The organism is Luteimonas notoginsengisoli (assembly GCF_042648885.1).
GTDB classification, from domain to species: Bacteria; Pseudomonadota; Gammaproteobacteria; order Xanthomonadales; family Xanthomonadaceae; genus Luteimonas; species Luteimonas notoginsengisoli.
In genome coordinates this window covers 215,819-235,421 of record NZ_JBHRYF010000008.1, presented here as the reverse complement: position 1 = coordinate 235,421, position 19,603 = coordinate 215,819, and the positions used below count along the sequence as shown (strand labels likewise).

General features: G+C 68.1%; 23 protein-coding genes. 10 read left to right on the top strand and 13 right to left on the bottom strand.

What is annotated here, in order from left to right; all coding sequences use genetic code 11:
- Position 1 precedes the first annotated feature (1 nt).
- From ACFOM9_RS09035 to ACFOM9_RS09015, 5 genes are all read right to left on the bottom strand, one after another.
- Entirely contained in the window at positions 2 to 1,741 is a 1,740-nt protein-coding gene (locus tag ACFOM9_RS09035; RefSeq protein WP_386709255.1) for an asparagine synthase-related protein, read from the bottom strand.
- Positions 1,741 to 2,409 (bottom strand): lasso peptide biosynthesis B2 protein, encoded by a 669-nt coding sequence (locus ACFOM9_RS09030; RefSeq protein ID WP_386709252.1) that lies wholly within the window; start codon positions 2,407 to 2,409, stop codon positions 1,741 to 1,743. Before ACFOM9_RS09030 ends, ACFOM9_RS09035 begins: the two co-directional genes overlap by 1 nt.
- 51 nt (positions 2,410 to 2,460) lie before the next feature.
- Positions 2,461 to 2,604: a benenodin family lasso peptide gene (locus tag ACFOM9_RS09025; protein WP_386709249.1), complete on the bottom strand. Its 144-nt coding sequence runs from the start codon at positions 2,602 to 2,604 to the stop codon at positions 2,461 to 2,463.
- 264 nt (positions 2,605 to 2,868) lie between these two features.
- Positions 2,869 to 3,492 carry a GntR family transcriptional regulator gene (locus ACFOM9_RS09020; RefSeq protein ID WP_386709246.1) on the bottom strand — a complete coding sequence of 208 codons (624 nt, stop codon included), beginning with the start codon at positions 3,490 to 3,492 and terminating at the stop codon, positions 2,869 to 2,871.
- A gap of 292 nt (positions 3,493 to 3,784) precedes the next feature.
- Positions 3,785 to 4,342, bottom strand: coding sequence for a gluconokinase (locus ACFOM9_RS09015; RefSeq protein ID WP_386710960.1), 558 nt, complete (start codon positions 4,340 to 4,342; stop codon positions 3,785 to 3,787).
- Between the two features lie 206 nt (positions 4,343 to 4,548).
- On the opposite strand from ACFOM9_RS09015, the gene ACFOM9_RS09010 reads away from it, so the two are divergent.
- Both ACFOM9_RS09010 and mddA read left to right on the top strand, forming a co-directional pair.
- On the top strand, positions 4,549 to 5,616 hold the full coding sequence (locus ACFOM9_RS09010; RefSeq protein ID WP_386709243.1) for an alpha/beta fold hydrolase: 1,068 nt from the start codon (positions 4,549 to 4,551) through the stop codon (positions 5,614 to 5,616).
- Between the two features lie 167 nt (positions 5,617 to 5,783).
- Complete coding sequence (gene mddA, locus ACFOM9_RS09005; protein ID WP_386709240.1) at positions 5,784 to 6,572, top strand: methanethiol S-methyltransferase; 789 nt, start codon at positions 5,784 to 5,786, stop codon at positions 6,570 to 6,572.
- 163 nt (positions 6,573 to 6,735) lie between these two features.
- On the opposite strand, the gene ACFOM9_RS09000 is transcribed toward mddA, so the two are convergent.
- Entirely contained in the window at positions 6,736 to 8,016 is a 1,281-nt protein-coding gene (locus ACFOM9_RS09000) for an extracellular catalytic domain type 1 short-chain-length polyhydroxyalkanoate depolymerase (protein WP_386709237.1), read from the bottom strand.
- Positions 8,017 to 8,301: 285 nt separating this feature from the next.
- Between ACFOM9_RS09000 and ACFOM9_RS08995 the strand changes: the two genes are divergently transcribed.
- Positions 8,302 to 9,213, top strand: coding sequence for a formate/nitrite transporter family protein (locus ACFOM9_RS08995; RefSeq protein WP_386709234.1), 912 nt, complete (start codon positions 8,302 to 8,304; stop codon positions 9,211 to 9,213).
- Positions 9,214 to 9,220: 7 nt separating this feature from the next.
- Here the strand turns inward: ACFOM9_RS08995 and ACFOM9_RS08990 are convergent, their stop codons facing one another.
- Positions 9,221 to 9,922, bottom strand: coding sequence for a glycosyltransferase (locus ACFOM9_RS08990; protein WP_386709231.1), 702 nt, complete (start codon positions 9,920 to 9,922; stop codon positions 9,221 to 9,223).
- Between the two features lie 192 nt (positions 9,923 to 10,114).
- Here ACFOM9_RS08990 and ACFOM9_RS08985 point away from each other — a divergent pair, with 192 nt between their 5' ends.
- The 5 genes from ACFOM9_RS08985 to ACFOM9_RS08965 all read left to right on the top strand — a co-directional run bounded on the left by ACFOM9_RS08985 (position 10,115) and on the right by ACFOM9_RS08965 (position 13,116).
- Entirely contained in the window at positions 10,115 to 10,537 is a 423-nt protein-coding gene (locus ACFOM9_RS08985; RefSeq protein WP_386709229.1) for a VOC family protein, read from the top strand.
- 128 nt (positions 10,538 to 10,665) lie between these two features.
- Positions 10,666 to 11,202 (top strand): cytochrome b, encoded by a 537-nt coding sequence (locus ACFOM9_RS08980; protein WP_386709226.1) that lies wholly within the window; start codon positions 10,666 to 10,668, stop codon positions 11,200 to 11,202.
- A 76-nt stretch (positions 11,203 to 11,278) separates the two neighbouring features.
- Positions 11,279 to 12,109, top strand: a complete 831-nt coding sequence (locus ACFOM9_RS08975; protein WP_386709223.1) for a helix-turn-helix transcriptional regulator — start codon at positions 11,279 to 11,281, stop codon at positions 12,107 to 12,109.
- 75 nt (positions 12,110 to 12,184) lie between these two features.
- The gene (locus tag ACFOM9_RS08970; protein ID WP_386709220.1) at positions 12,185 to 12,352 is read left to right on the top strand and encodes a hypothetical protein; all 168 of its coding nucleotides are present in this window, start codon (positions 12,185 to 12,187) and stop codon (positions 12,350 to 12,352) included.
- Positions 12,349 to 13,116, top strand: a complete 768-nt coding sequence (locus ACFOM9_RS08965; RefSeq protein WP_386709217.1) for an isocitrate lyase/PEP mutase family protein — start codon at positions 12,349 to 12,351, stop codon at positions 13,114 to 13,116. Before ACFOM9_RS08970 ends, ACFOM9_RS08965 begins: the two co-directional genes overlap by 4 nt.
- Before the next feature lie 270 nt (positions 13,117 to 13,386).
- On the opposite strand, the gene ACFOM9_RS08960 is transcribed toward ACFOM9_RS08965, so the two are convergent.
- The 6 genes from ACFOM9_RS08960 to ACFOM9_RS08935 form a co-directional block, all read right to left on the bottom strand.
- Positions 13,387 to 14,322: a manganese catalase family protein gene (locus tag ACFOM9_RS08960; RefSeq protein WP_386709214.1), complete on the bottom strand. Its 936-nt coding sequence runs from the start codon at positions 14,320 to 14,322 to the stop codon at positions 13,387 to 13,389.
- A 242-nt stretch (positions 14,323 to 14,564) separates the two neighbouring features.
- Positions 14,565 to 15,059 (bottom strand): SRPBCC family protein, encoded by a 495-nt coding sequence (locus ACFOM9_RS08955; protein WP_386709211.1) that lies wholly within the window; start codon positions 15,057 to 15,059, stop codon positions 14,565 to 14,567.
- Between the two features lie 11 nt (positions 15,060 to 15,070).
- A complete protein-coding gene (locus ACFOM9_RS08950; RefSeq protein WP_386709208.1) occupies positions 15,071 to 15,613 on the bottom strand; it encodes an SRPBCC family protein in 543 nt (180 codons plus the stop codon).
- Positions 15,610 to 16,008, bottom strand: coding sequence for an ArsR/SmtB family transcription factor (locus tag ACFOM9_RS08945; protein WP_386709205.1), 399 nt, complete (start codon positions 16,006 to 16,008; stop codon positions 15,610 to 15,612). Before ACFOM9_RS08945 ends, ACFOM9_RS08950 begins: the two co-directional genes overlap by 4 nt.
- 188 nt (positions 16,009 to 16,196) lie before the next feature.
- On the bottom strand, positions 16,197 to 16,973 hold the full coding sequence (locus ACFOM9_RS08940) for a TerC family protein (RefSeq protein WP_386709202.1): 777 nt from the start codon (positions 16,971 to 16,973) through the stop codon (positions 16,197 to 16,199).
- A 76-nt stretch (positions 16,974 to 17,049) separates the two neighbouring features.
- A complete protein-coding gene (locus ACFOM9_RS08935) occupies positions 17,050 to 17,346 on the bottom strand; it encodes a TFIIB-type zinc ribbon-containing protein (protein ID WP_386709199.1) in 297 nt (98 codons plus the stop codon).
- Between the two features lie 373 nt (positions 17,347 to 17,719).
- On the opposite strand from ACFOM9_RS08935, the gene ACFOM9_RS08930 reads away from it, so the two are divergent.
- Both ACFOM9_RS08930 and ACFOM9_RS08925 read left to right on the top strand, forming a co-directional pair.
- Positions 17,720 to 17,908 carry a hypothetical protein gene (locus ACFOM9_RS08930; RefSeq protein WP_386709196.1) on the top strand — a complete coding sequence of 63 codons (189 nt, stop codon included), beginning with the start codon at positions 17,720 to 17,722 and terminating at the stop codon, positions 17,906 to 17,908.
- A 124-nt stretch (positions 17,909 to 18,032) separates the two neighbouring features.
- A complete protein-coding gene (locus tag ACFOM9_RS08925) occupies positions 18,033 to 19,475 on the top strand; it encodes an IgA Peptidase M64 (RefSeq protein WP_386709193.1) in 1,443 nt (480 codons plus the stop codon).
- Positions 19,476 to 19,603: the final 128 nt, after the last annotated feature.

The window sequence follows — 19,603 nt, the reverse complement described above, 5'->3', positions numbered from 1 at the left end:
ATCAGCGCTGGTGGCGGACCCAGTTCTCGATCATGCACAGCTCGAAGATGCGGAAGAACGACCGGTCCCGTGGCGCCAGACGGCGACGCAGGAAGTCCCTGAGGCTGTCGGGTGCCAGCAGGCCCCTGGCCTGCAGCTCGCCTTCCAGGAGAAAGTCCAGCATCCGTTGTCCGTTCCTGCGCCAGACGGCGCCGAGGTACTGCGCGAAGTCGCCCTTGCTCCTTCGCTCGAGGATTTCCCGCGGGAGATCGTTCGAAAATGCCGCCCTGGCGACCGACCGGTTCCTGCCGCCGGCGATCCACATCCACGTCGGTGCGGTCAGGCATGCTTCGACCACGGGTTGCGACAGCAGCGGCAGGCGCAGTTCGCGCGACGGGCCACGCGACATGGCGTGGCGGTAGAGCTGCGTGCCCGCCAGCAGCTCGATGCGCTGCCGGTCGCCGGGCAGTGCATCGCCGGGCGCTTCGAACCATGGATGCCGGTCGGGCGGCATGGCCGCGACCTGCGGAGCCAGGAACGTCAGGTCGGCGCCGTATGGAGCCTTGGGTTGTCGGACAAGCTTGTCGAGCGTCAGGCGCGCTGCTTTCCAGAAAGTGCACTGGTGCAGAAGCGACAGTTCGCGGATGGCATTCGTGCCTGCCGAAACGCCGCGCTCCCTGAAAGCATCGGCCGCGGGCGCCGCGTTTCCCAGATAGCAGAAGATGGTGTCGCCTCCTCCTCCGGAGAAGTGGCTGGCGACATCCTCCTTGCCACCTACTTCGGTCATGACCTCGTTGAGCGCATGCTGGAGAATGCTGATGCGCGGAGCGACCGACCAGGACGGCGGCGGAGCGTCGAAGCGGGCGAGCCCGAAGCCCAGTTCTTCGACCTGCAGCGGAACCCCGAGATATTCCGCGACAAGCCCCGCGTACTGCCGCTCATCGGCGCCGGGGACCGAAGTAACGAGCGTGCAGCAGGAAACGTTGGCGTCTGTCTTGTGCAGGCACGTTGCAAGGATCGAGGAATCAAGACCTCCCGACATCTCCAGCAGAACGGACCGGTCGGTGTCGGCCCATGCCCTGGTCGCGGTCATGACGCCGTCGCGGACACGGGCGGCAGCTTCGTCGGGGTTGTCGTTTCGTCGGCCCGAGGCGACGAAATCCCAAGGCGACCATGCCTGCTCGCAGGCAACGTCCGTCTCGCGGACACAAAGCAGGCAGCCGGGCAACAGTTCGCGAACATTGGACAGGGCCGTGCGTTGCGTCACCTGGTGCGGGTAGACCAGGCAGCGATTGATGAAATCCCAGTCGACTTGCTTCCGGTAGAGCCCGTGATGCGTGGCGATCGAGATGTCGGACGTCACGAATCGCGGCTCGGCATCGTCCGAATGGAAGCAGGGAACGCCGCCGGACGGATCACGCATGATGACCAGGTCTGCACTTTCGTTAGTGTCTGGTTGCATCAGGACGTACTCGCCCCAGCAGTCTTCCAGCAGGAAGCGACGGAGCTGTGGCCCGTTCAATGAGCCGGGAACGTCTCCTGTCGCCCGCAGCGGACTGCCGTCCCTGCGGAAGACGTGACCCACCAGGATGCTGTTGCCGAAAAGCGCCAGCGTTGGCGTTCCTTCGGCTGCGAACAGGCCAATCGACCGAGTGAGCAGGCGAGGGAACAGGCCGGAGTTCCGGAGTACGGGCGCCGCTCTTCGGATTGCGCTGTCGTCGCCGTTACGGTCGCCCAGCACTGCGATGTAGCGACAGGACATCAGATCACCCGTACGGGCGTGTGGGCGGTGGCATTTCCAACAGTATCGTTAAGCACGAGGTCTCCGACCTGCACCCAGCAGTGTGCGGAGAAGGGATCATTGGTGACGCCGAACGCGATGTTCGCCTGCACGCCATTTTTCGCCAGATAACTCGCCAGCGCGATCGAGTCCAGCAGGCACGACGTTTCGAAAGGCACGTACGGGCGGGCACGGACAAATCGCCAGGCAGCATCGAGCGCGCGCGTTTCGCGATGCTCCGCGCCAACCGCATTCGACCGGTGTCTTTCACGGCAGCGCACGACATCGTCGAGAACCGCGCACAGCGAGAGGTTGCGCAATCGCCGTCTTGTGCGCAAGACGATCGCGAACACCTGCATGATCGCCGCGATGCGAGCGGAACCGGCGCGCACTTCCAGTTCGAGGGCGCTTCGGGAAGGCTGTGGGAGAGCAGGGGGCCGAGTGCGCATGGATAAGTCCGGAACCAGAATTTCGCGATCGACTAGCGCATCCACGCATGCATGGCCGGCTTCGCCTCCGGATACATATGCGAGAAATTCGGCCTCCAGCGCGTCGGACAGGCGGAAATACCGGTCCGAATTGATATCCAGAAAGATGGCATGGCCGTCAATCAGGCAGTAAGACAAGTTGTATGGAAGGCTGTAGCGCACGTGTCGTGCTCCCGGCAGTGGGCGCACCTTTCGGTGCGCCCGGTCGGTCGGTCATTCTTCCGAAATGCCTGGCATGATGCGATGGAACACGGCCTCATCGGTCGGGCCGAGCTTGCCAAGGGTTTCGACGCTTGCGACGCCGAGTTCGATCAGGTCTTCCTGCACATCCGTGCGGGTGCTCTCGTTTGCGTTCATTGCTGTCTTCTCCGATTGCGTCATGGATGTCCCATGACGAAATCAGGGTAGGTGTTCAAAATCTTGATTTTCAAATAGTTTCTGCGTCGTCTATCCACAATTCTTTACGCGCCGTGATGCTTGGCCAGAAAGCTTGCTCCTTCAAGCACGCAAATGGACGTGGATGGTCCACGGATGCTTGGCTCGGCAGTCGAAACGCGACGGCAGCAAGTGTCATCGCGAAGGTGGCACGAAGGCGACTACTGCATGGCGTGCTTTCGAGAGTCAGTGGAGAAGATCGCTGTCGTCGCCAAGGGAAGCAACGATGTGCGGAACCAGCTTCTTGCGGCGCTCGTGGTAGGCGTTCAGTCCGGCTCTGAGGGAACGGATATCGCATTTCTGCCAATGCCCGATCAGTGCGGAAAGCTCTTCGCATGCGTCGTCGACACGCCCCGACCGCCGAATCGGCGCCAGTCTGTCGTTGGCCTGCGTCACGGCCTGGTGCAAGGGCCGATAGTCGGTTGCCCGGGCGATCGCGTCGAAAAGCTGCCAGGTCACCGTGGGTACGTCGTCCTCGGACGCAACAGCCGTCAGGTCCGAAGTCGTGACAGGTGTGGATACTGTCCCGATGTCGCAGGCCATCAGCAGCAGACGCCGCATCCAGTCGTACAGGTCGCGAAGTGCGACCTCGGTTAGCAGGGGAACATAGAGGCCGCTGCGAGCGTGATCGGCGATCAGGCCCTCGCCGACGAGGCGGTACAGGGCGAACCGGACTGGCGTGGCACTTGTATGGAATTCCCCGGCGAGGGTCGCAGGATCGATCCGCTGTCCAGGAAGGTAGGGTCCCGACCGCAGCGCACGCCTGATCTCGCTGTACAGGAAAACACTTTTCGATTGGATCGCAGTCATCGCAAAACTCCATGTCTGCGAAGGCGGCCGCTTTGGGCGCGATGGTACAGCCATCAATCATGGCTTGAGAAATAATTATTGAATAATTGCGCGCACTTCCCGACGGTGGTCGCAGTTGTTGTTCAACAGAAACAATGGCGACTTCGATGGCATCGCGGGGTCCCGTTGTCGCTCTGGTTCCTCGACACGTCAGCCGAACGCGGTTACGGATCTGGCCTATTTCTTAATGGTTAAGCGTGTGACGGATGCGCAGTTGCCCAAGGCATCGAGGCCCGCAGAAAGCGACCGGCGCTTACGTTCCTGCCAGTGCAGCGACCGCTTCATCGAGAACCTGCTCGAGCGGACGATCGACACCAACGATCACGACATCCGGCTCCCCGATCGGTAGCTGCAGGTCATCGAACTGGCTGGCCAGCAGCTGTGGCGACATGAAGTGGTCGCGGCGCGCGGCGAGCCTGGCGGCGATGACCTCCGGCGACGCGTGCAGGGAGACGAAGCGCGCGGGGACGCCGCTGTCGCGCAGCCGCTGTCGGTGCGCGGCGCGCAAGCCGGAGAAGGCCAGCACGGATGAACGGCCTTGCTGCGCCGCTCTCTGCAGCTCGCATGCAAGCGCATCCACCCACGGGTCGCGGTGCGCGTCGGTCAGCGGGATGCCCGCGGCCATCCGCGCCTTGGCGTCAGCAGTGTGGAAATCGTCCGCGTCCAGCAACACGAATCCATAGTGCCCGGCCAGAGCGCGCGCCACGGTGCTTTTTCCGCTCCCGGCGACCCCGATGACGACGATGGCTTGCGGCTGGGCCGGCATGGCATCCGTGGATCGGAGAGGGGGAAGTGGTGGTCGCTCCGCCATCGCGGTTCCTGCGGTCTGCTTGCGCAAGCGTCTGAAGGAACGTATCAGCAACCATGAAGACGGATTCGTCGAAGTGGCGGGCACGCGCCCGACGCGGGGATCGATGGCCCCCGGCCGTGCGCGCCGGCGTCTGCCGAGGACTGGAGTGCGTCCAGGTGCCGCCATGTGACCGGCCACGCGAGCCCGGATTCCCCGTTGTCCAACCCATGAAGCAGCGCATCCACTACGTGCTCACTAACGACGGCGTCCGGCTGGCCTGGGCCGAGATCGGGCGCGGGCCGGCGCTGGTCAAGGCCGCGACGTGGCTGACGCACCTGCAGGACGACCTGGACAGCCCGGTCTGGGCGCACTGGGTCCGCTTCTTCGGCGAGCACTTCCGCTACATCCGCTACGACGAGCGCGGCTGCGGGATGTCGGACTGGGAGGTGGGGGACCTGGCGCAGGAACACTGGATCGATGACCTGGAGGGCGTGATCGACGATGCCGCGGTCGCGGCGCCGTTCGCGCTGCTCGGCATCAGCCAGGGCGCGGCCACGTCGATCCGCTACGCGGTGCGGCATCCCGAGCGCGTGTCGCACCTGATCCTCTACGGCGGCTATGCGCTGGGCGGCAACCGCAGCGATGATCCCGAGCGGCGCGCGCTGTTCAATGCGGTGATGGAGGTGGTGGGGCTCGGCTGGGGCAGCGACAACCCGGTGTTCCGGCAGCTGTTCACCACGCGCTTCGTGCCGCATGGCAGCCAGGCGCAGTTCGACTGGTTCAATGCACTCTGCCGGCGCACCACGTCCGCGGCGAACGCCCGCGCGCTGCTGTGGGCGCGCGGCGAGGTGGACGTGAGCGAACTGCTCGCCCAGGTCCGCGTACCGACCCTGGTGCTGCATGCCAGCCACGACCAGATCGCGCCGTTGTCGCAGGGACGCGCACTGGCCGCGGGGATTCCCGGGGCGACGTTCGTGCAGCTCGATTCCCACAACCATGTGCTGCTGGAGGACGAGCCGGCCTGGGGCGCGTTCTGCGAGGCGGTGCTGGAGTTCACCGGCCGGGCGCGGGCCGGCGACGCGACATCGGCGTTGCCGCTGGACGGCCTGACCCCGCGCGAACGCGCGGTGCTGGCGCTGCTGTGCGAGGGCCGCAGCAATGCGCAGATCGCATGGCAACTGGGCGTCGCGGAGAAGACCGCGCGCAACCACGTGTCCAACCTGTTCCGCAAGCTGGGCGTGCGCAGCCGCGCGCAGGCGATCGTGCTGGCGCGCGGCTCGACGCCCGCGGCCTGACGACGGGCTGGGGACCGGGACATTTGTCCCGGTTGTGCGGGACTCGAGCCGGGCGCCGGGACAAGGTTCCCATGGCGCGGACGCAGGCCCGGGGCGATCGTGGCGGCGACGCCAGCACCGGCATCGGCGATGGCGCGCTCCCCCGAACCGTGCCTGAGGTCCGTGCCATGTCCCGCATCCTCGCCCTGCTCTACGGTGCCGCCTGCTACGCGGTGTTCCTCGCCACGTTCCTGTACGCCATCGCGTTCGTCACCGGCGTGGGGGTGCCCAAGCACGTCGACAGCGGCCCGCCGACCACACTGCCGCTCGCATTGGCGATCGATCTCGCGTTGCTTGGCCTGTTCGCGATCCAGCACAGCGGCATGGCGCGGCCGGCGTTCAAGCGCAGGTGGACGTGGATCGTTCCCGCCGCGATCGAGCGCAGCACCTATGTGCTGGCCAGCAGCCTGGTTCTTGTGCTGCTGTTCTGGCTGTGGCGTCCGCTGCCGCTGCGCGTGTGGCAGGTCGAGGGCGAAGCGGCGCGAATCGCGCTGTACGGACTGTGCGCGCTGGGCTGGCTGCTGGTGCTGTCGAGTACGTTCCTGATCAACCACTTCGACCTGTTCGGCCTGCGCCAGGTCTGGCGCCATGCGCAGGGGCGCGCGCCTTCGCTGGACACGCCGTTCGTCACCCGCGCGTTCTACCGCATCGTGCGGCATCCGCTGATGCTCGGCTTCCTGGTCGCGTTCTGGGCCGCGCCGACGATGAGCCTCGGCCACCTGCTGTTCGCGCTGATGACCACCGGCTACATCCTGGTCGCGGTGAAGTTCCTTGAGGAGCGCGACCTGGTCGCGCACTTCGGCGACACGTATCGGGACTATCAGCGCCGGGTGCCGATGCTGCTGCCCTGGCGGCGCCCGCGGCCGCGCGTCGCAGCGGCCGTCCCGCCGATGCGCTCGGCGGGACTGGAGCGGTAAGGATCGCAACGCAGGAGCGGATCCATCGACGACGGCTCACGCCGGGATCCTTCATCCGGCGCAGAGCGAGGCCCGGCGGGTGATGCGGTGCGCGAACCTCCGGATGGCGGGCAACGGTCGCAAGCGGCACGGCGCGATCCGGCGCTTCGCTGCGCGGTTGGCCTCAGTGCGCGGCCACTGGCAACTGGAGGAAGAACCGCACCATCTCCGCCGACGCATCCGGTCCGGACGGATCGGTGTACGTGCCCTTCGCGCTGCCGCCGCTCCAGGCGTGGCCGGCGCCGTGGAGGGTCCACAGCTCCACCCGCGGCCGCCAGTCGGCATCGGTGAGCACTTCCCGGGTGTAGGAGCGGCCGCCCGCGGCGACGCCGGCCTGGGTCGTGGATTGCATCGCGCCCGTGGTGGCATCGCCGGCGATCGCGCGGCCATTGCCGGATGCGACGGTGTGGTCGGCATCGCCATGGAACACGATCGTCGGCACCGCGCCGCCGACAGGCCGCTCACGCATTCCCGCGGGTGAGGCGCGCATCGCGCTGAATGCGGAGGCCACGTCGTGCGCCGCGGCGAATGGCAGGCCCGAGTGCGCACCGATCGCGGCGAACACGTCCGGATAGGTGCGGCCGAGGATGACCGCCATCGCCGCCCCGGCGGACAGGCCGGCGACGAACACGCGGCGGGGATCGATCCGCTCATCGGCAGCGACCTGCTGCGCGATGCCGGCGATCAGCGCGGGTTCGCCGCGTCCACGCGCCTGGTCGCCGCCGCGGAACCAGTTCCAGCATTTGGAGCCATTGGCCTTGGCCGTCTGGGCGGGATACGCCACCAGGAAGCCGTGTGTGTCGGCAAGCTCGTTCATGCGCGTGCCGGCGGCGAAGTCGTCGGGTGACTGCGTGCAGCCATGCAGCATCACCACCAGCGGCACCTGGGCAGCGGCGGCGGGGTCATGCCCGGCGGGCACGTAAAGCCGGTAGCCGAGCGTACCGGCGGCGTTGCTGAACGATCGCGACAGCCATTGGCCGCGCGTCGTCGGGGCATGTCCATCGACGCCGGGTTTGCGCAAGTCGGCCGGCGCCTGTGGCGTTGTCGCCGTGTCCTGGAGGGGCGCCGGCCGCGACCCGAGCCCGGCCTGCGACAAGGCGTCGCCGATGATGGCGCGCACGTCCGGGCCGGCTCCCGCGCCTCGCCCGAGGCCGGCCATGTCGAGCGCTTGTTCGATGGTGGCAGCGACATCGACGCCGGGTCTGGAGGTTTTTGGCGATTCGGCCGCGCCCGGCGCGTTCGTGCGCCGGAGCAGTGTTGCAATGAGATTCAAGGTCGATCCTGGGAGGGCGTGCGCCGACGGGGCCGCCTGGAAGGACATCCTAGTGGCGGGCGCATCAACGCGAGCTTCATCGGCCGCGCGCCGCGGTGGTGCTGGGACATTTCCTGTGATGCGCTGTCCCACTGACGTGGGCCTGCGACTCGTGTGCCGGAAGCGGCGAGGAAAACGCCAGATGCAGCGCAGGTGTGGCCGGTCAGCGAGGGGCATGGAACGAATGCGCGCCCAGCGGCGTGGGCCATCTTCGCCCACGCGTGGCCGGATGCGGTCCGGCCGCATGCGCATGCGCGTGCGCACCGACGCAGCGCCGCGCGGATTCCGCGCTGCCACCGCGCGTCGCGGCGTGTTTTCGTGGGCGTCACGCATCGCCTGCGATAACCCGGGCCTTCGGGATCTACCGCAGGCGATCGCATGGCCGACGACAGCAACAAGGTGGCCAGGAAGGCGGCGGACAAGCAGGTCCAGGCGCGCGAGGAGGCCGAGGTCGAGGAATCGCTGAAGGAGGAGTCCGACAGCGGGTTCGCGCTGTCCGGCGAAGAACACCGCGACGTGGCGAAGAAGAGCCCGCCGCGGGCAGCGGTCCTGCACGAGATCGTGCGCCGCACCGGGCAGGAAGAGCTCAAGCGCAGCCTGTCGGCCCTGGCGTGGTCGGCGCTGGCGGCGGGGCTGACGATGGGGTTTTCGTTTGTCGCCCGCGGCCTGCTGCATCGGCACATGGAAGGCCTGCCGGGCGCCTACCTGGTCGAAGGCTTCGGCTATACCTTCGGCTTCCTGGCGGTGATCATCGCCCGCCAGCAGCTGTTCACCGAGAACACGCTGACTGCGGTGCTTCCGGTGATGACCAAGCCCACGCTGCACAACGTCCAGGCGCTGCTGCGGCTGTGGGGCGTGGTGCTGGCAGGCAACCTGCTGGGCACGACGGTGTTCGCGTTCGGCCTCCTGCACCTGCAGCAGTTCGACGCCGACACCCAGCGCGCCTTCCTCGAGTTGGGAAGCGAACTGATGCACAACGCGCCGCTGGCGATGTTCACCAAGGGCGTCATGGCCGGGTGGATCATCGCGATGATGGTGTGGATGATGGCCGCCACCGAGCGCTCGCGCCTGGCGATCATCGTGCTGTGCACGTACGTGATTGCCCTGGGCGGTTTCACCCATATCGTGGTCGGCTCGGTGGAGGCGATGTACATGGTGTTCGCCGGCGAGGCCTTGCTGCCCGATGCGGTGCTGCGTTTCGCGCTGCCGACGCTGGCCGGCAACGTGGTCGGCGGCAGCCTGATCTTCGCCCTGGTCAGCCACGCGCAGGTGCGCAGCGACGGCGAGTGAGCGCGCGCTAGCCTCGGTCCCGCCGCTCGTACCAGAGTTCCAGCACCTCGCGCGATCGGAGGATCCCGCGGCCGCCGCGCAGGAAGCGCCAAAGCAGCCGCAGGTGTTCGTGCAGGCGGAACGTGCGCAGCTTGCGGTCGGAGGTCAGCACCGCTTCGCGCAGGATCACGAAGCGGCCGTGGGCGGCCAGCGCGCGGCTCATCGCGACGTCCTCGCCGGCGTACCAGCGCTGGTCGAACCCGCCGACCGCATCGAACGCCGCGCGCGTGCAGAACAGGAAGCAGCCGGGCGCGATCTTCACCCGGCGGAACACCTGCATCAGCGCCGCGGTGAACGCGCGCTCGAACCAGCGCACGCGCCCGGCCAGCCGCACACTGCAGCCGCCGCCGACCGCGCCGTTCTCCATTGCCGCGAGCGCGGCGGCCAGCACGGTCGCGTCCACCAGCGTGTCGGCGTCGAGGAACAGCAGCCGGTCGCAGGTCGCCGCGGCGGCGCCGGCGTTGCGGGTCGCGGCGATATGCCGGTGCTCCACCCGCAGCACGCGGGCGCCGCGCGCCGCGGCAATGGCGGCGGTGGCGTCGGTGGAGGCGTCGTCGACCACGATCACTTCGTGGTCCAGGCGCAGCGCGCCGGCCGCGCGTTGCAGCGCATCCAGGGTCGCGCCGATCAGCGCGGCTTCGTCATGGGCGGGGACGATGACCGAAAGCATGCGTCGAGCATGGCACGGCGCGATGTCGCGGCCGGTGACGCCGCGTGCTTCCATGCCGTACGGCCCGCGCGCACTTGGCGTGGTCGCCCGATGGGCGGCTGCGAACCGATGTCGATTCCAGCCGCGGCGGTTCGTCATGTCAGGCGAGTGCGCCATGCCGGCGCGGTCTTCCACCCTGAAGCGAGGTTCCCCATGTCCGTCCAGCCCTACCTGTTCTTCGAAGGACGCGCCGACGAAGCGATCGCGTACTACCGAAAGGCGCTCGGCGCCGAGGTCCAGATGCGCATGACCTACGGCGAAGGCCCCGATGGCCAGTGTCCCGACGGTTCCACTCCGCCGCCCGACAAGGTCATGCACGCCGGGCTGCGCATCGGCGGCACCGAGCTCGGGCTGTCCGACGGCATGTGCAGCGGCCAGCCGGAGTTCAAGGGCTTCGCGATGACCCTGGTCTGCGCCGACGAGACCGATGCCAGGCGCCGCTTCAATGCGCTGGCCGACGGCGGGCGGATCGACATGCCGCTGGCCGAGAGCTTCTTCGCGACGGCGTTCGGCATGGTCGCCGACCGCTTCGGCGTGCACTGGATGGTGATGGTGCCCAAGCACATGGCCGGCTGAGCCCGGGCGCACGACGGGTTTTGCCGCCGATCGGCGCGCGAACGCCGCGTCGCCGAAGTTGACCGCGATCAAGACGGCGCTGTCGCGTCGCGGTAGCGTGTGCGCACGTCCAGCCGGGGAGATTCGCAATGTCCGTGATCGGTTCGCGCTATTCCCCGGCGCTGCGGCGCGTCCACTGGCTGATGGCGCTGCTGGTGGCGGCGGCCTACCTGCTGATCGAGCAGCGGGGCCTGTTCCCGCGCGGCAGCGCGCCGCGCGCGGCGATGGTGCAAGGACACTTCTGGGTCGGCATCTCGATAGTGCTGCTGGCGTTGTGGCGGTTGCGCCTGCGGCGGCGCGACGGTGCGCCGCCGGTCACGCCCGCGCTTGCGGCATGGAACACGCTGGCCAGCAAGCTGTTGCACCTGGCCTTGTACCTGTTTCTGGTGGTCCAGCCCCTGCTGGGCCTGGCCACGGCGTGGAGCGACGGCAAGTCGATCGTGCTGCCATTCACCGGCATCGCCTTGCCTGCGCTGCTGCCGGAGAACGAGGCCTTGGCGCACACGCTCGAGGACCTGCACGGCACGATCGGCGAGCTGTTCTACTGGGTGATCGGTGCGCACATCCTCGCCGCGCTCTGGCATCACCTGCTGCGCCGGGACGACACGCTGCGACGGATGTTCTAGCGGCACGTCCTGGGGTTGGCGCCAACCGAATCCGCCGATCTGCCGCGTGGGTTGGTGGCAGTGATGTAATGCGCCGATGTCCGACTTCACCGTCCACCTGCTGCTGCGCACGCCGCTGATCGAAGTGCGCGACGTCCTGTGCGCGGGGACTTGCCGACACCAGGGCGAGATCGAGCGGATGGGGCGGACCGAGCTGGTCTTCCCCTACCGCGGCAGCTACGTGCGTCACGTCGAGGGCGGCGAGGCCGTCGCCGACGCCAGCCAGGTGCTGTTCTTCAACGCCGGCGAAGGCTACCGGGTCAGCCATCCCAACCCCGGCGGCGACGCCAGCCTGTCGCTGTGGGTCGACCCGCACCTGCTGCGCGAGATCGCGCCGGCCGGCTTGTTGCAGGCGGGTGAGCCGCTGCGCTTCCGCGAGCCGCGACTGCGCATCGACCCGCGTGCGCAAGTGCTGGTGGCGCTGCTGCGGCATGCCCTGCACGAAGGCGTAGCCGAGGTGCTCGAAGGCGAGAGCCTGGCGCTGACCCTGGTGCACCGCGCGCTCGCCCCGCGCACCACGCATGCCGCCGCATCCAGCCATGGCCGGCAGCGGCTGGTCGATCGCGCCAAGCTGGTGCTCGCGCGCGACCTGGCGCGGCGCTGGACGCTGGCGGAAGTGGCGACGGAGGTCGGCGTGTCGCCGGTCTATCTCACCCAGGCGTTCCGCGACGTGGAGGGCGTGCCGCTGTACCGCTACCAGCTGCGCCTGCGGCTGGCGCGCGCACTCGACCTGCTGGGCGAATGGGACGACCTCACCGCGCTCGGCCTGCACCTGGGGTTCTCCAGCCACAGTCATTTCAGCGCTGCGTTCCAGAAGGCCTACGGGCGCACGCCCAGCGAGTTCCGGCAGGCGGCGCTGCATCGCTAAAGTTTTCGACAGCGCCGGTGGCCTGCGCGCGCTTGAATGTGCCTGCCCGATCCCGGGCATCACCGGAGCAAGACCATGAGCGAGAAAACCTGCGCTGCCTGCGACTACCCGCTGGACGAGAACGCCATCGAAGTTCGCGTCGGCGGCCAGACCGTCGAAGTGTGCTGCGAGGACTGTGCGACCAAGCTGCGCGAGGCGCACGCCTCGGCGACCGCGTCGCAGCAGGCGGCAGCGCGCGCGTGAGCGTGCGACAGGGCAAAGCTGCGTTGTTCGCGTCGCTGCACGTGGCCGGCGCACCGCTGGTGCTGTTCAACGCCTGGGACGCCGGCAGCGCACGTGCCGTGGCCGAGGCGGGCGCGAAGGCGATCGCCACCGGCAGCTGGTCGGTGGCGGCCGCCAACGGTTTCGGCGACGGCGAGCGGCTGCCGTTGGCGCTGGCGATCGACAACCTGCGCCGCATGGTCGCGGCCGTGGACCTGCCGGTGACGGTGGACCTGGAGAGTGGCTACGGGGAGGCGCCGGACGCCGTCGCCGCCACCGTGACTGCGGCACTGGAGGCCGGCGCCGTCGGCTGCAACCTGGAGGACAGTGTCCCCGCCGACGGTTCGCTGCGCACCATCGCCGACCAGGCCGCGCGCCTGGCCGCGGTGAGCGCTGTGGCCGAGCGTGCCGGCGTGGCGCTGTTCGTCAACGCGCGCACCGACGTCTTCTTCCAGGCACCGGCCGATGCGCACGACATGGCGATGGTCGACGCCGCGCTCGAACGCGCGCGCGCCTATGCCGATGCGGGCGCGAGCGGCTTGTTCGTGCCGGGCGTGGTATCCGAAGACCTGATTGCGCGACTCGTCGAGGCCTCGCCGCTGCCGGTCAACGTCATGGTCATGCCGGCGACGCCGCCGTGTGCGCGGCTCGCCGAACTCGGCGTCGCGCGCATCAGCCACGGCCCGGGTCCGTACCTCGGCGCGATGCAGTGGCTCGCGCAGGCTGCAAGGGATGCGATGGCCTGACGCAGGAGGGTGTCCCTACGGGAGCGGAAGCCGCGGTGCCCTTGCTTTGGGGGCTCTTGCTGAAACGGGGAGCCGCGATGAGGCGTATTCGTTCCAGAACGGAGCGAAAGCGGTCGCGGCTTCCGCCGCTCCTACAGGCAACACGTTGCGCAAACCAATTGCCGCGCGTGGTGCCTGCCGGGGCCGTAGGAGCGGGTTTTGCCGCGAAGGATCGCGGCTGAAGCCGCTCCCACGGAGCGGGAGCGGATTGATTGCGTACTCCGGCCGGCGCTACTTCGCACGCTTGCGCGTAGCGCCGGCTTCCTTCCTGGCCTTCGGCGTTTTGGGCATCGTGGCGGGATCCTTGCCCAGGCCGACGCCGGTCACCGGATCGAACTCGGGATCCGAGCGCGTGCGCTTGGCCATGGCCAGCAATGCGGACTTCTCGGTCCGGCTGAGCTTCACCGACGACAGGCCATCGCCGCCGTCCATCGCCAGGAATGCTTCGGGATCGGTGATGTAGTCGAAGTTCTCGCCACTGTTCCACGAGCCGCGCATGTCGCCGGTGCCCTGCGAGGTGTTGACGTAGGCCTCGGCGAACTCCGGCATGCCCGGCAGCTTGCCCGGCGGAAAGTTCGGTTCGATGGCGTACAGCGCCTTCTCGAACGACTTCTGGTGCGACATCTCGCGCGTCATCAGGAAGGTCAGCGCGTCCTTGACGCCGGGATCGGCGGTGACGTTGATCAGCCGCTCGTAGACGATCTTGGCGCGCGACTCCGCGGCGATGTTGGAGCGCAGGTCGCAGCTGGGATCGCCGATGCTGTCGATGTAGCCGGCCGTCCACAGCTGTCCGCCGGAGTTGATCAGCGCCGGGCCGCCGCCGAACAGCACCTGGGTGACATGCGAGTCATTGCCGGCGCCCTGCAGCGAGCGAAACAGTTCGGCTTCTTCTTCAACCGCTTCGGCCAGCCGCCCCTTGGCGCCCTTGTTGAGCATGGCGACGATCGTGCCGATCACCTCGAGATGGCTGAGCTCCTCGGTCGCGATGTCGAGCAGCATGTCCTTGCGCCCCGGGTCGTCCTCAGCCAGCGCCTGGGTGAAGTAGCGCATCGCGGCGGCGAGCTCGCCCTGCGGCCCGCCGAACTGCTCGAGCATCAGGTTGGCCAGGGCGGGATTGCACTCGGAAACGTGCACGGAATACTGCAGGCGCTTGTTGTGGGCGAACATGGGGGGGCCTTGCGTTGGGGATGTCGGACGGGGCGTTTCGCGCGCCCGTGGCGCTCGATGCCGTCCACTCTCCCCGCTTCACGATCAAGGATTCGCGAACGAGTCCGTATTCAGTTGCGTCGGGCGCCACATGAATGCGCCCGCATTGCGCGCTGCCATTCGCGCTCCCATGGCAGCGCGTCGGCCGCGAGGCCTTGCCCACTTGCCCGGCGAAGGCATCGGGACGCGCTGCGGACCGCCTTTCAGCGCGGGTCTTGCGCCGGTGCCATCAGCGCCTGTTCGCTGGCCGTCCTCGCCTCCCCGACATAGGGCCGCCCCTCGCCGTTCGCGACGAGGTCGCGCAAGCTGGCGATGTACGTGTTCCAGCCATCGCTGCAAACCGTGTAGCACTCGTACGCAGGCACCAGCCCCAGGTGCGTGAAGCGCAATCGGGTTTCGTCGCCCGACTTCGTGATCTCGAACACGATGTCCGTCCCGGTCCACTCGGTGGCGTCACTCGTGAAACTGAAATGGTTGTCGAGGACGGTCCACACGATCCTGCTGCCCGGAACCATCTGCTTGACCTCGATCTCGCAGCGGTGCAGCTCGCGCACGCGGTGGATGAATCGATCGCCCACCCGTTCGGCGCGGCCGGTGATGTCGGCCGACCACCATCGGCGAACGTCGCAGATGGCGGCGAAGACGGCATCGGGCGTCTGGTCCACGGTGAAGCCGATGGTGAAGTCGTGGGCGTCCATGGCGATCTCCTTCACGCGGGCAGACGCGCGTCGTAGGCGGCCTTGGCGACGGCCCATCCGTCCCAGAACGGCTCGGGCTGCCGCCCGCTTGCCCGGTCGACAAGCAGGTCCAGGTGCACATGCCAGCCGGCGCTGTGCATGAGGACGCGGTTGCGGTTGCCGAGATGGCGATGGACGAGGGTGAGCAGGACCTCGTCGCCGCGCGGTTCGAGATCGATTGCCACGTCGCTGTCGCCGTCCCAGGTGAAGGCGAGGCGATGCGGCGGATCGCATTCGATGACGCGGCTCTGCATCCGGTGTTCGTCGCCGAAGCCTTCCGGACGCGCGCCCGGCGGATCGGTGAGCTGGTCATTGCGCCAGACCAGTTCGAACGAGGTGCCGGCGCGGGGCTGTACGTCGTCGCCGCCGGCCAGCCACTGGCGGCGAAGACTGGCGTCGGTGAGGTGCTCCCAGACGCGTTCGATCGGTCCTGGCAACGTGCGCTGCAGGCGCACGGTGTCGGTGTCGCTGAAGGTGGCGTAGGCGTCTTCGATGGGGCGGGCGTTCGCGTTCATGTCTTCTTCCTCTTGCGGGGTGCGGGGGCAGGCTTGTCGGTGCCGGGGCCGGCATCGGCGGTGCGGAGCAGGGCCTCGAGGACGTCGAGCTTCCCGTTCCAGAAGCGTTCGTAGTGGCTGATCCATTCCGCGCCGGCATGCAGGGGTCGCGCATCGAGGTGGCAGGTGTGCACGCGGCCCTCGACTTCACGGTGGATCAGCCCGGCGCGCTCGAGCACCTGGATGTGCTTGGAGGCGCCAGCGAGCGAGATGTCGAACGGCGCGGCCAGCTCGCCGACCGTGCGCGGCTGCCCGGCGAGGGCCTGCAGCATGGCGCGTCGCGTCGGGTCGGACAGTGCCTGGAACACACCGTCCAGGAGCGGGCCGCCAGGGACATCGGATTTATAGTCAACCATAAGGTTGAATATATACCGGTCCGTGGGATTGTCAACCGTTCGGTGAAATGTTTTTCCGCGCGGTCCTGCGCCCGCCGGCGCCGCCATCAATGCCAGAAGGCGGGGTGGCGAACTCCATCCGGAGGCCGCCACGGTCGGCCCGGCGAAGCGCGGTGAGGCGCGCCCGGCATCCGGGCGCGCCGCGAGCTCTAGCCGGGTGCCTGTTCGTCGCCTGCGTACTTCTCGTGCAGCTTCACCGGCGGCTGCTTGCGCTCGGCGCGCCGGCGGATCCACAGGTTGATCATCTCGACGAACACCGAGAAGGCCATCGCCGCGTAGATGTAGCCCTTCGGGATGTGCTGCCCGAAGCCGTCGGCGACCAGCACCAGGCCAATCATGATCAGGAAGCTGAGCGCGAGCACCTTGACCGTCGGATGGCGTTCGACGAAGTCGCCGATCGGCCGTGCGAACGCCAGCATGAAGCCGATCGAAGCGAGGATCGCGGTGACCATCACCCAGCGTTCGTCGACCATGCCGACCGCGGTGATGATCGAGTCCAGCGAGAACACGATGTCGAGCAGCATGATCTGCGCGATCACCGCGCCGAACGTCGCCGTTGCCGCGCCCACGCCGGAGCTCACCGTTTCGGTGGCGCCCTCGAGCTTCTGGTGGATCTCGTGGGTGGCCTTGCCGATCAGGAACAGACCGCCGCCGATCAGGATCAGGTCGCGCCAGGAGAACGCCTGCCCGAACAGCGAGAACAGCGGCGCGGTCAGGCCGACGATCCAGGCGATGGCCATCAGCAGCGCGAGGCGCGTGACCGCGGCCAGCAGGATGCCGACCTTGCGGGCCTTGTTGCGCTGCGCCGCCGGCAGCTTTGCGGCGAGGATCGAGATGAAGATGATGTTGTCGATGCCCAGCACCAGTTCGAGCGCGGTGAGGGTGGCGAGGGCGATCCAGATTTCAGGGTTCGCGAGCTGTTCCATGCGGAGGGTTCCGGGGAGTTGGTCGGCGGGGATGGGCGGGCGTCAGGCGCCTGGAGACCGGGCGCGATGACGACGGTCAGAAGTCGAACAGTTCCCCGAGCAGGGACTTGGGCTGCCTGGCGTAGTGGCCGTGCTTGCCGTCGTGGCGGCGGTCGCCGGAATGGCGTGGGCGGTCGTCGCGCGCGTGGGCATCGCGATAGGGCGGCGGCGCGCTCGGCAGCGCCGGTGCGCTGGCCTGTTCGGTGCGTTCGATGAGGCGGTCGAGCTCGCCGCGGTCGAGCCAGATGCCGCGGCACTGCGGGCAGTAGTCGATCTCGATGCCCTGGCGGTCGGCCATGGCCAGGTTCACGTTGTCGCAGGTGGGGCACAGCATGGAAATCTCCGTGGAAAGTGGAAGAGCCGCTGCATCCCGCGATGCGGTCGACCAGGCGCTCGCGCACCGGGTGCATCGGATGGATCGGGATTGCGGAAGCTCGGCGCCACGGCCGGATTGCATCGGGATTGATGCACCTTCGCCGTGATCGGCGAAGGTCTCGCTCACAGGCCTGGTCGACCTGCTGCCGCACCGGAGCCGAGGCTCGTAATGACGGTGGCGGCAATTGGGAGCTACTCCCCTTCGACGGCGAGACTAGCACGGCCGATGGACGGGCCTTGTAGCGTGTCGTTCACGTTCGCCTGACGGCGCTTGACCGCCAGTTCACGGCCCCACGCCTAGCGTGCAGGTCCGAGACGCCGAGGATGCACGCATGAATCGCCGCAACGAACCCGATGACGCCGAGGCCGGCCAGAAGCACAACCGCGACGATGGCGACGTGGCCAGGCCCGAAGACCGCATCAGCGAGCGCGACCATCGCGTCGGCAAGCAGATCAAGCGCGAAGAACCCTCGGGCGAAGAGCCCGGCTACGCCAACCACGACAACGTGCCGGACAGCTGATCGTGCGAACCCGCGTGGCCGCGCTGCGCTGATTCAAGCGCGCACGCTCCGACTCCTGCGCCCGCGTGGATTCCCTTTCGCCGGGCGCTGCCCGATCATGGCGCCGGGCTCCCGGGAGATGCCGATGCGCCAGCGCGTCCTTCCTTGCTCCTTGCTGTTGCTGTTGGCCGGCACCGCCGCTGCGGCCGCAACGGCGGCGTCCGCGGCCGTAACCGACGACGTCGCGCCGCGCACCCTGCGCGTCGACATCCAGCATTCGGGCGACGCCGGCGTCGAGCATTACGCGCTCGAACGCGTGGTGGTCGAGCCCTTGCCCTGGCCAGGCAATCCCGCGCGTCCCCTGGACGACACCAACCGCGGCAGCCAGAAGTTCGAGGTGGTCGACCTTGGCACCGGCCAGGTGCTGTATGCGCGCGGCTACAGCACGGTGTTCGGCGAGTGGCGCACGACCGACGAGGCCAAGGCGCTGCAGCGCAGCTTCCAGGAGTCGCTGCGATTCCCGATGCCGGACCGACCGGTGCTGGTGAAGGTATACGGGCGCGATGTCCGCAACGGGTTCGCGCTGGCATGGTCGCTGCCGGTCGATCCGGGCGCGCTGGACGTGGAGCGCGCGGCGATGCCGGCCCCGGCACGGCCGATCGCGATCCGCCACAACGGCGATCCCGCGGGCAAGGTGGACCTGCTGCTGCTCGGCGACGGCTACACCGCCGCGCAGATGGACAAGTTCCAGGCCGACGCGCGGCGGTTGTCCGATCGTCTGTTCAGCGTTTCGCCGTTCAAGGAGCGCGCGTCCGACTTCAACGTCTGGGCGCTGGCGGTGCCGGTGCCCGAATCCGGGATCAGCCGCCCGTCGACCGGCCTCCACCATGCCAGCGCCACCGGCGCGCGCTACGACATCTTCGGCAGCGAGCGCTACATCCTCACGCTCGACAACCGCGCGTTCCGCGACCTGGCGCAGCACGCGCCGTACGAGTTCGTGGAGATCATGGTCAACGGCGACACGTATGGCGGCGGCGGCATCTTCGGCCAGTTCAGCACGGTGGCGGCCGACAACGACTGGGCCGACTACGTGTTCGTGCACGAGTTCGGCCACCACTTCGCCGGGCTGGCCGACGAGTACTACACCTCCGACGTCGCCTACGCCGCGCCGGACGCGCACCGGGTCGAGCCGTGGGAACCCAACGTCAGCGCGCTGCTCGATCCGGCGCGGTTGAAGTGGGCCGCGCGGCGCAGCCCGGTGGCGCCGCTGCCGACGCCGTGGCCCAAGACGGAGTTCGAGGCGTACGAGCGCGACGTGCAGGCGCGCCGCAAGGCATTGCGCGCGGAGCGGCGCCCGGAGTCGGAGATGAGCGCGCTGTTCCGCGAGGAACAGGCGCACGTGGGCGCGCTGTTCGCCGACGCGAAGTACCGCGACGCGGTCGGTGCCTTCGAGGGCGCCAACTACGCCGCCACCGGCTATTACCGCCCGCAGATGCAATGCCTGATGTTCACCCGCGCGGACGCGTTCTGCTCGGTATGTCGGGATGCGATCGAGGACATCATCGAACTGTACGTTGCAGGGCCCTGACACGGCGCCCGTTGCCACTGACACCTCCCTGATGCGTCCTTGTGGGAGCGGCTTCAGCCGCGACATTTTTGCCGACATGGTTTGCATGCCGAAAGCTCGCGGCTGAAGCCGCTCCCACAAGATCGGTC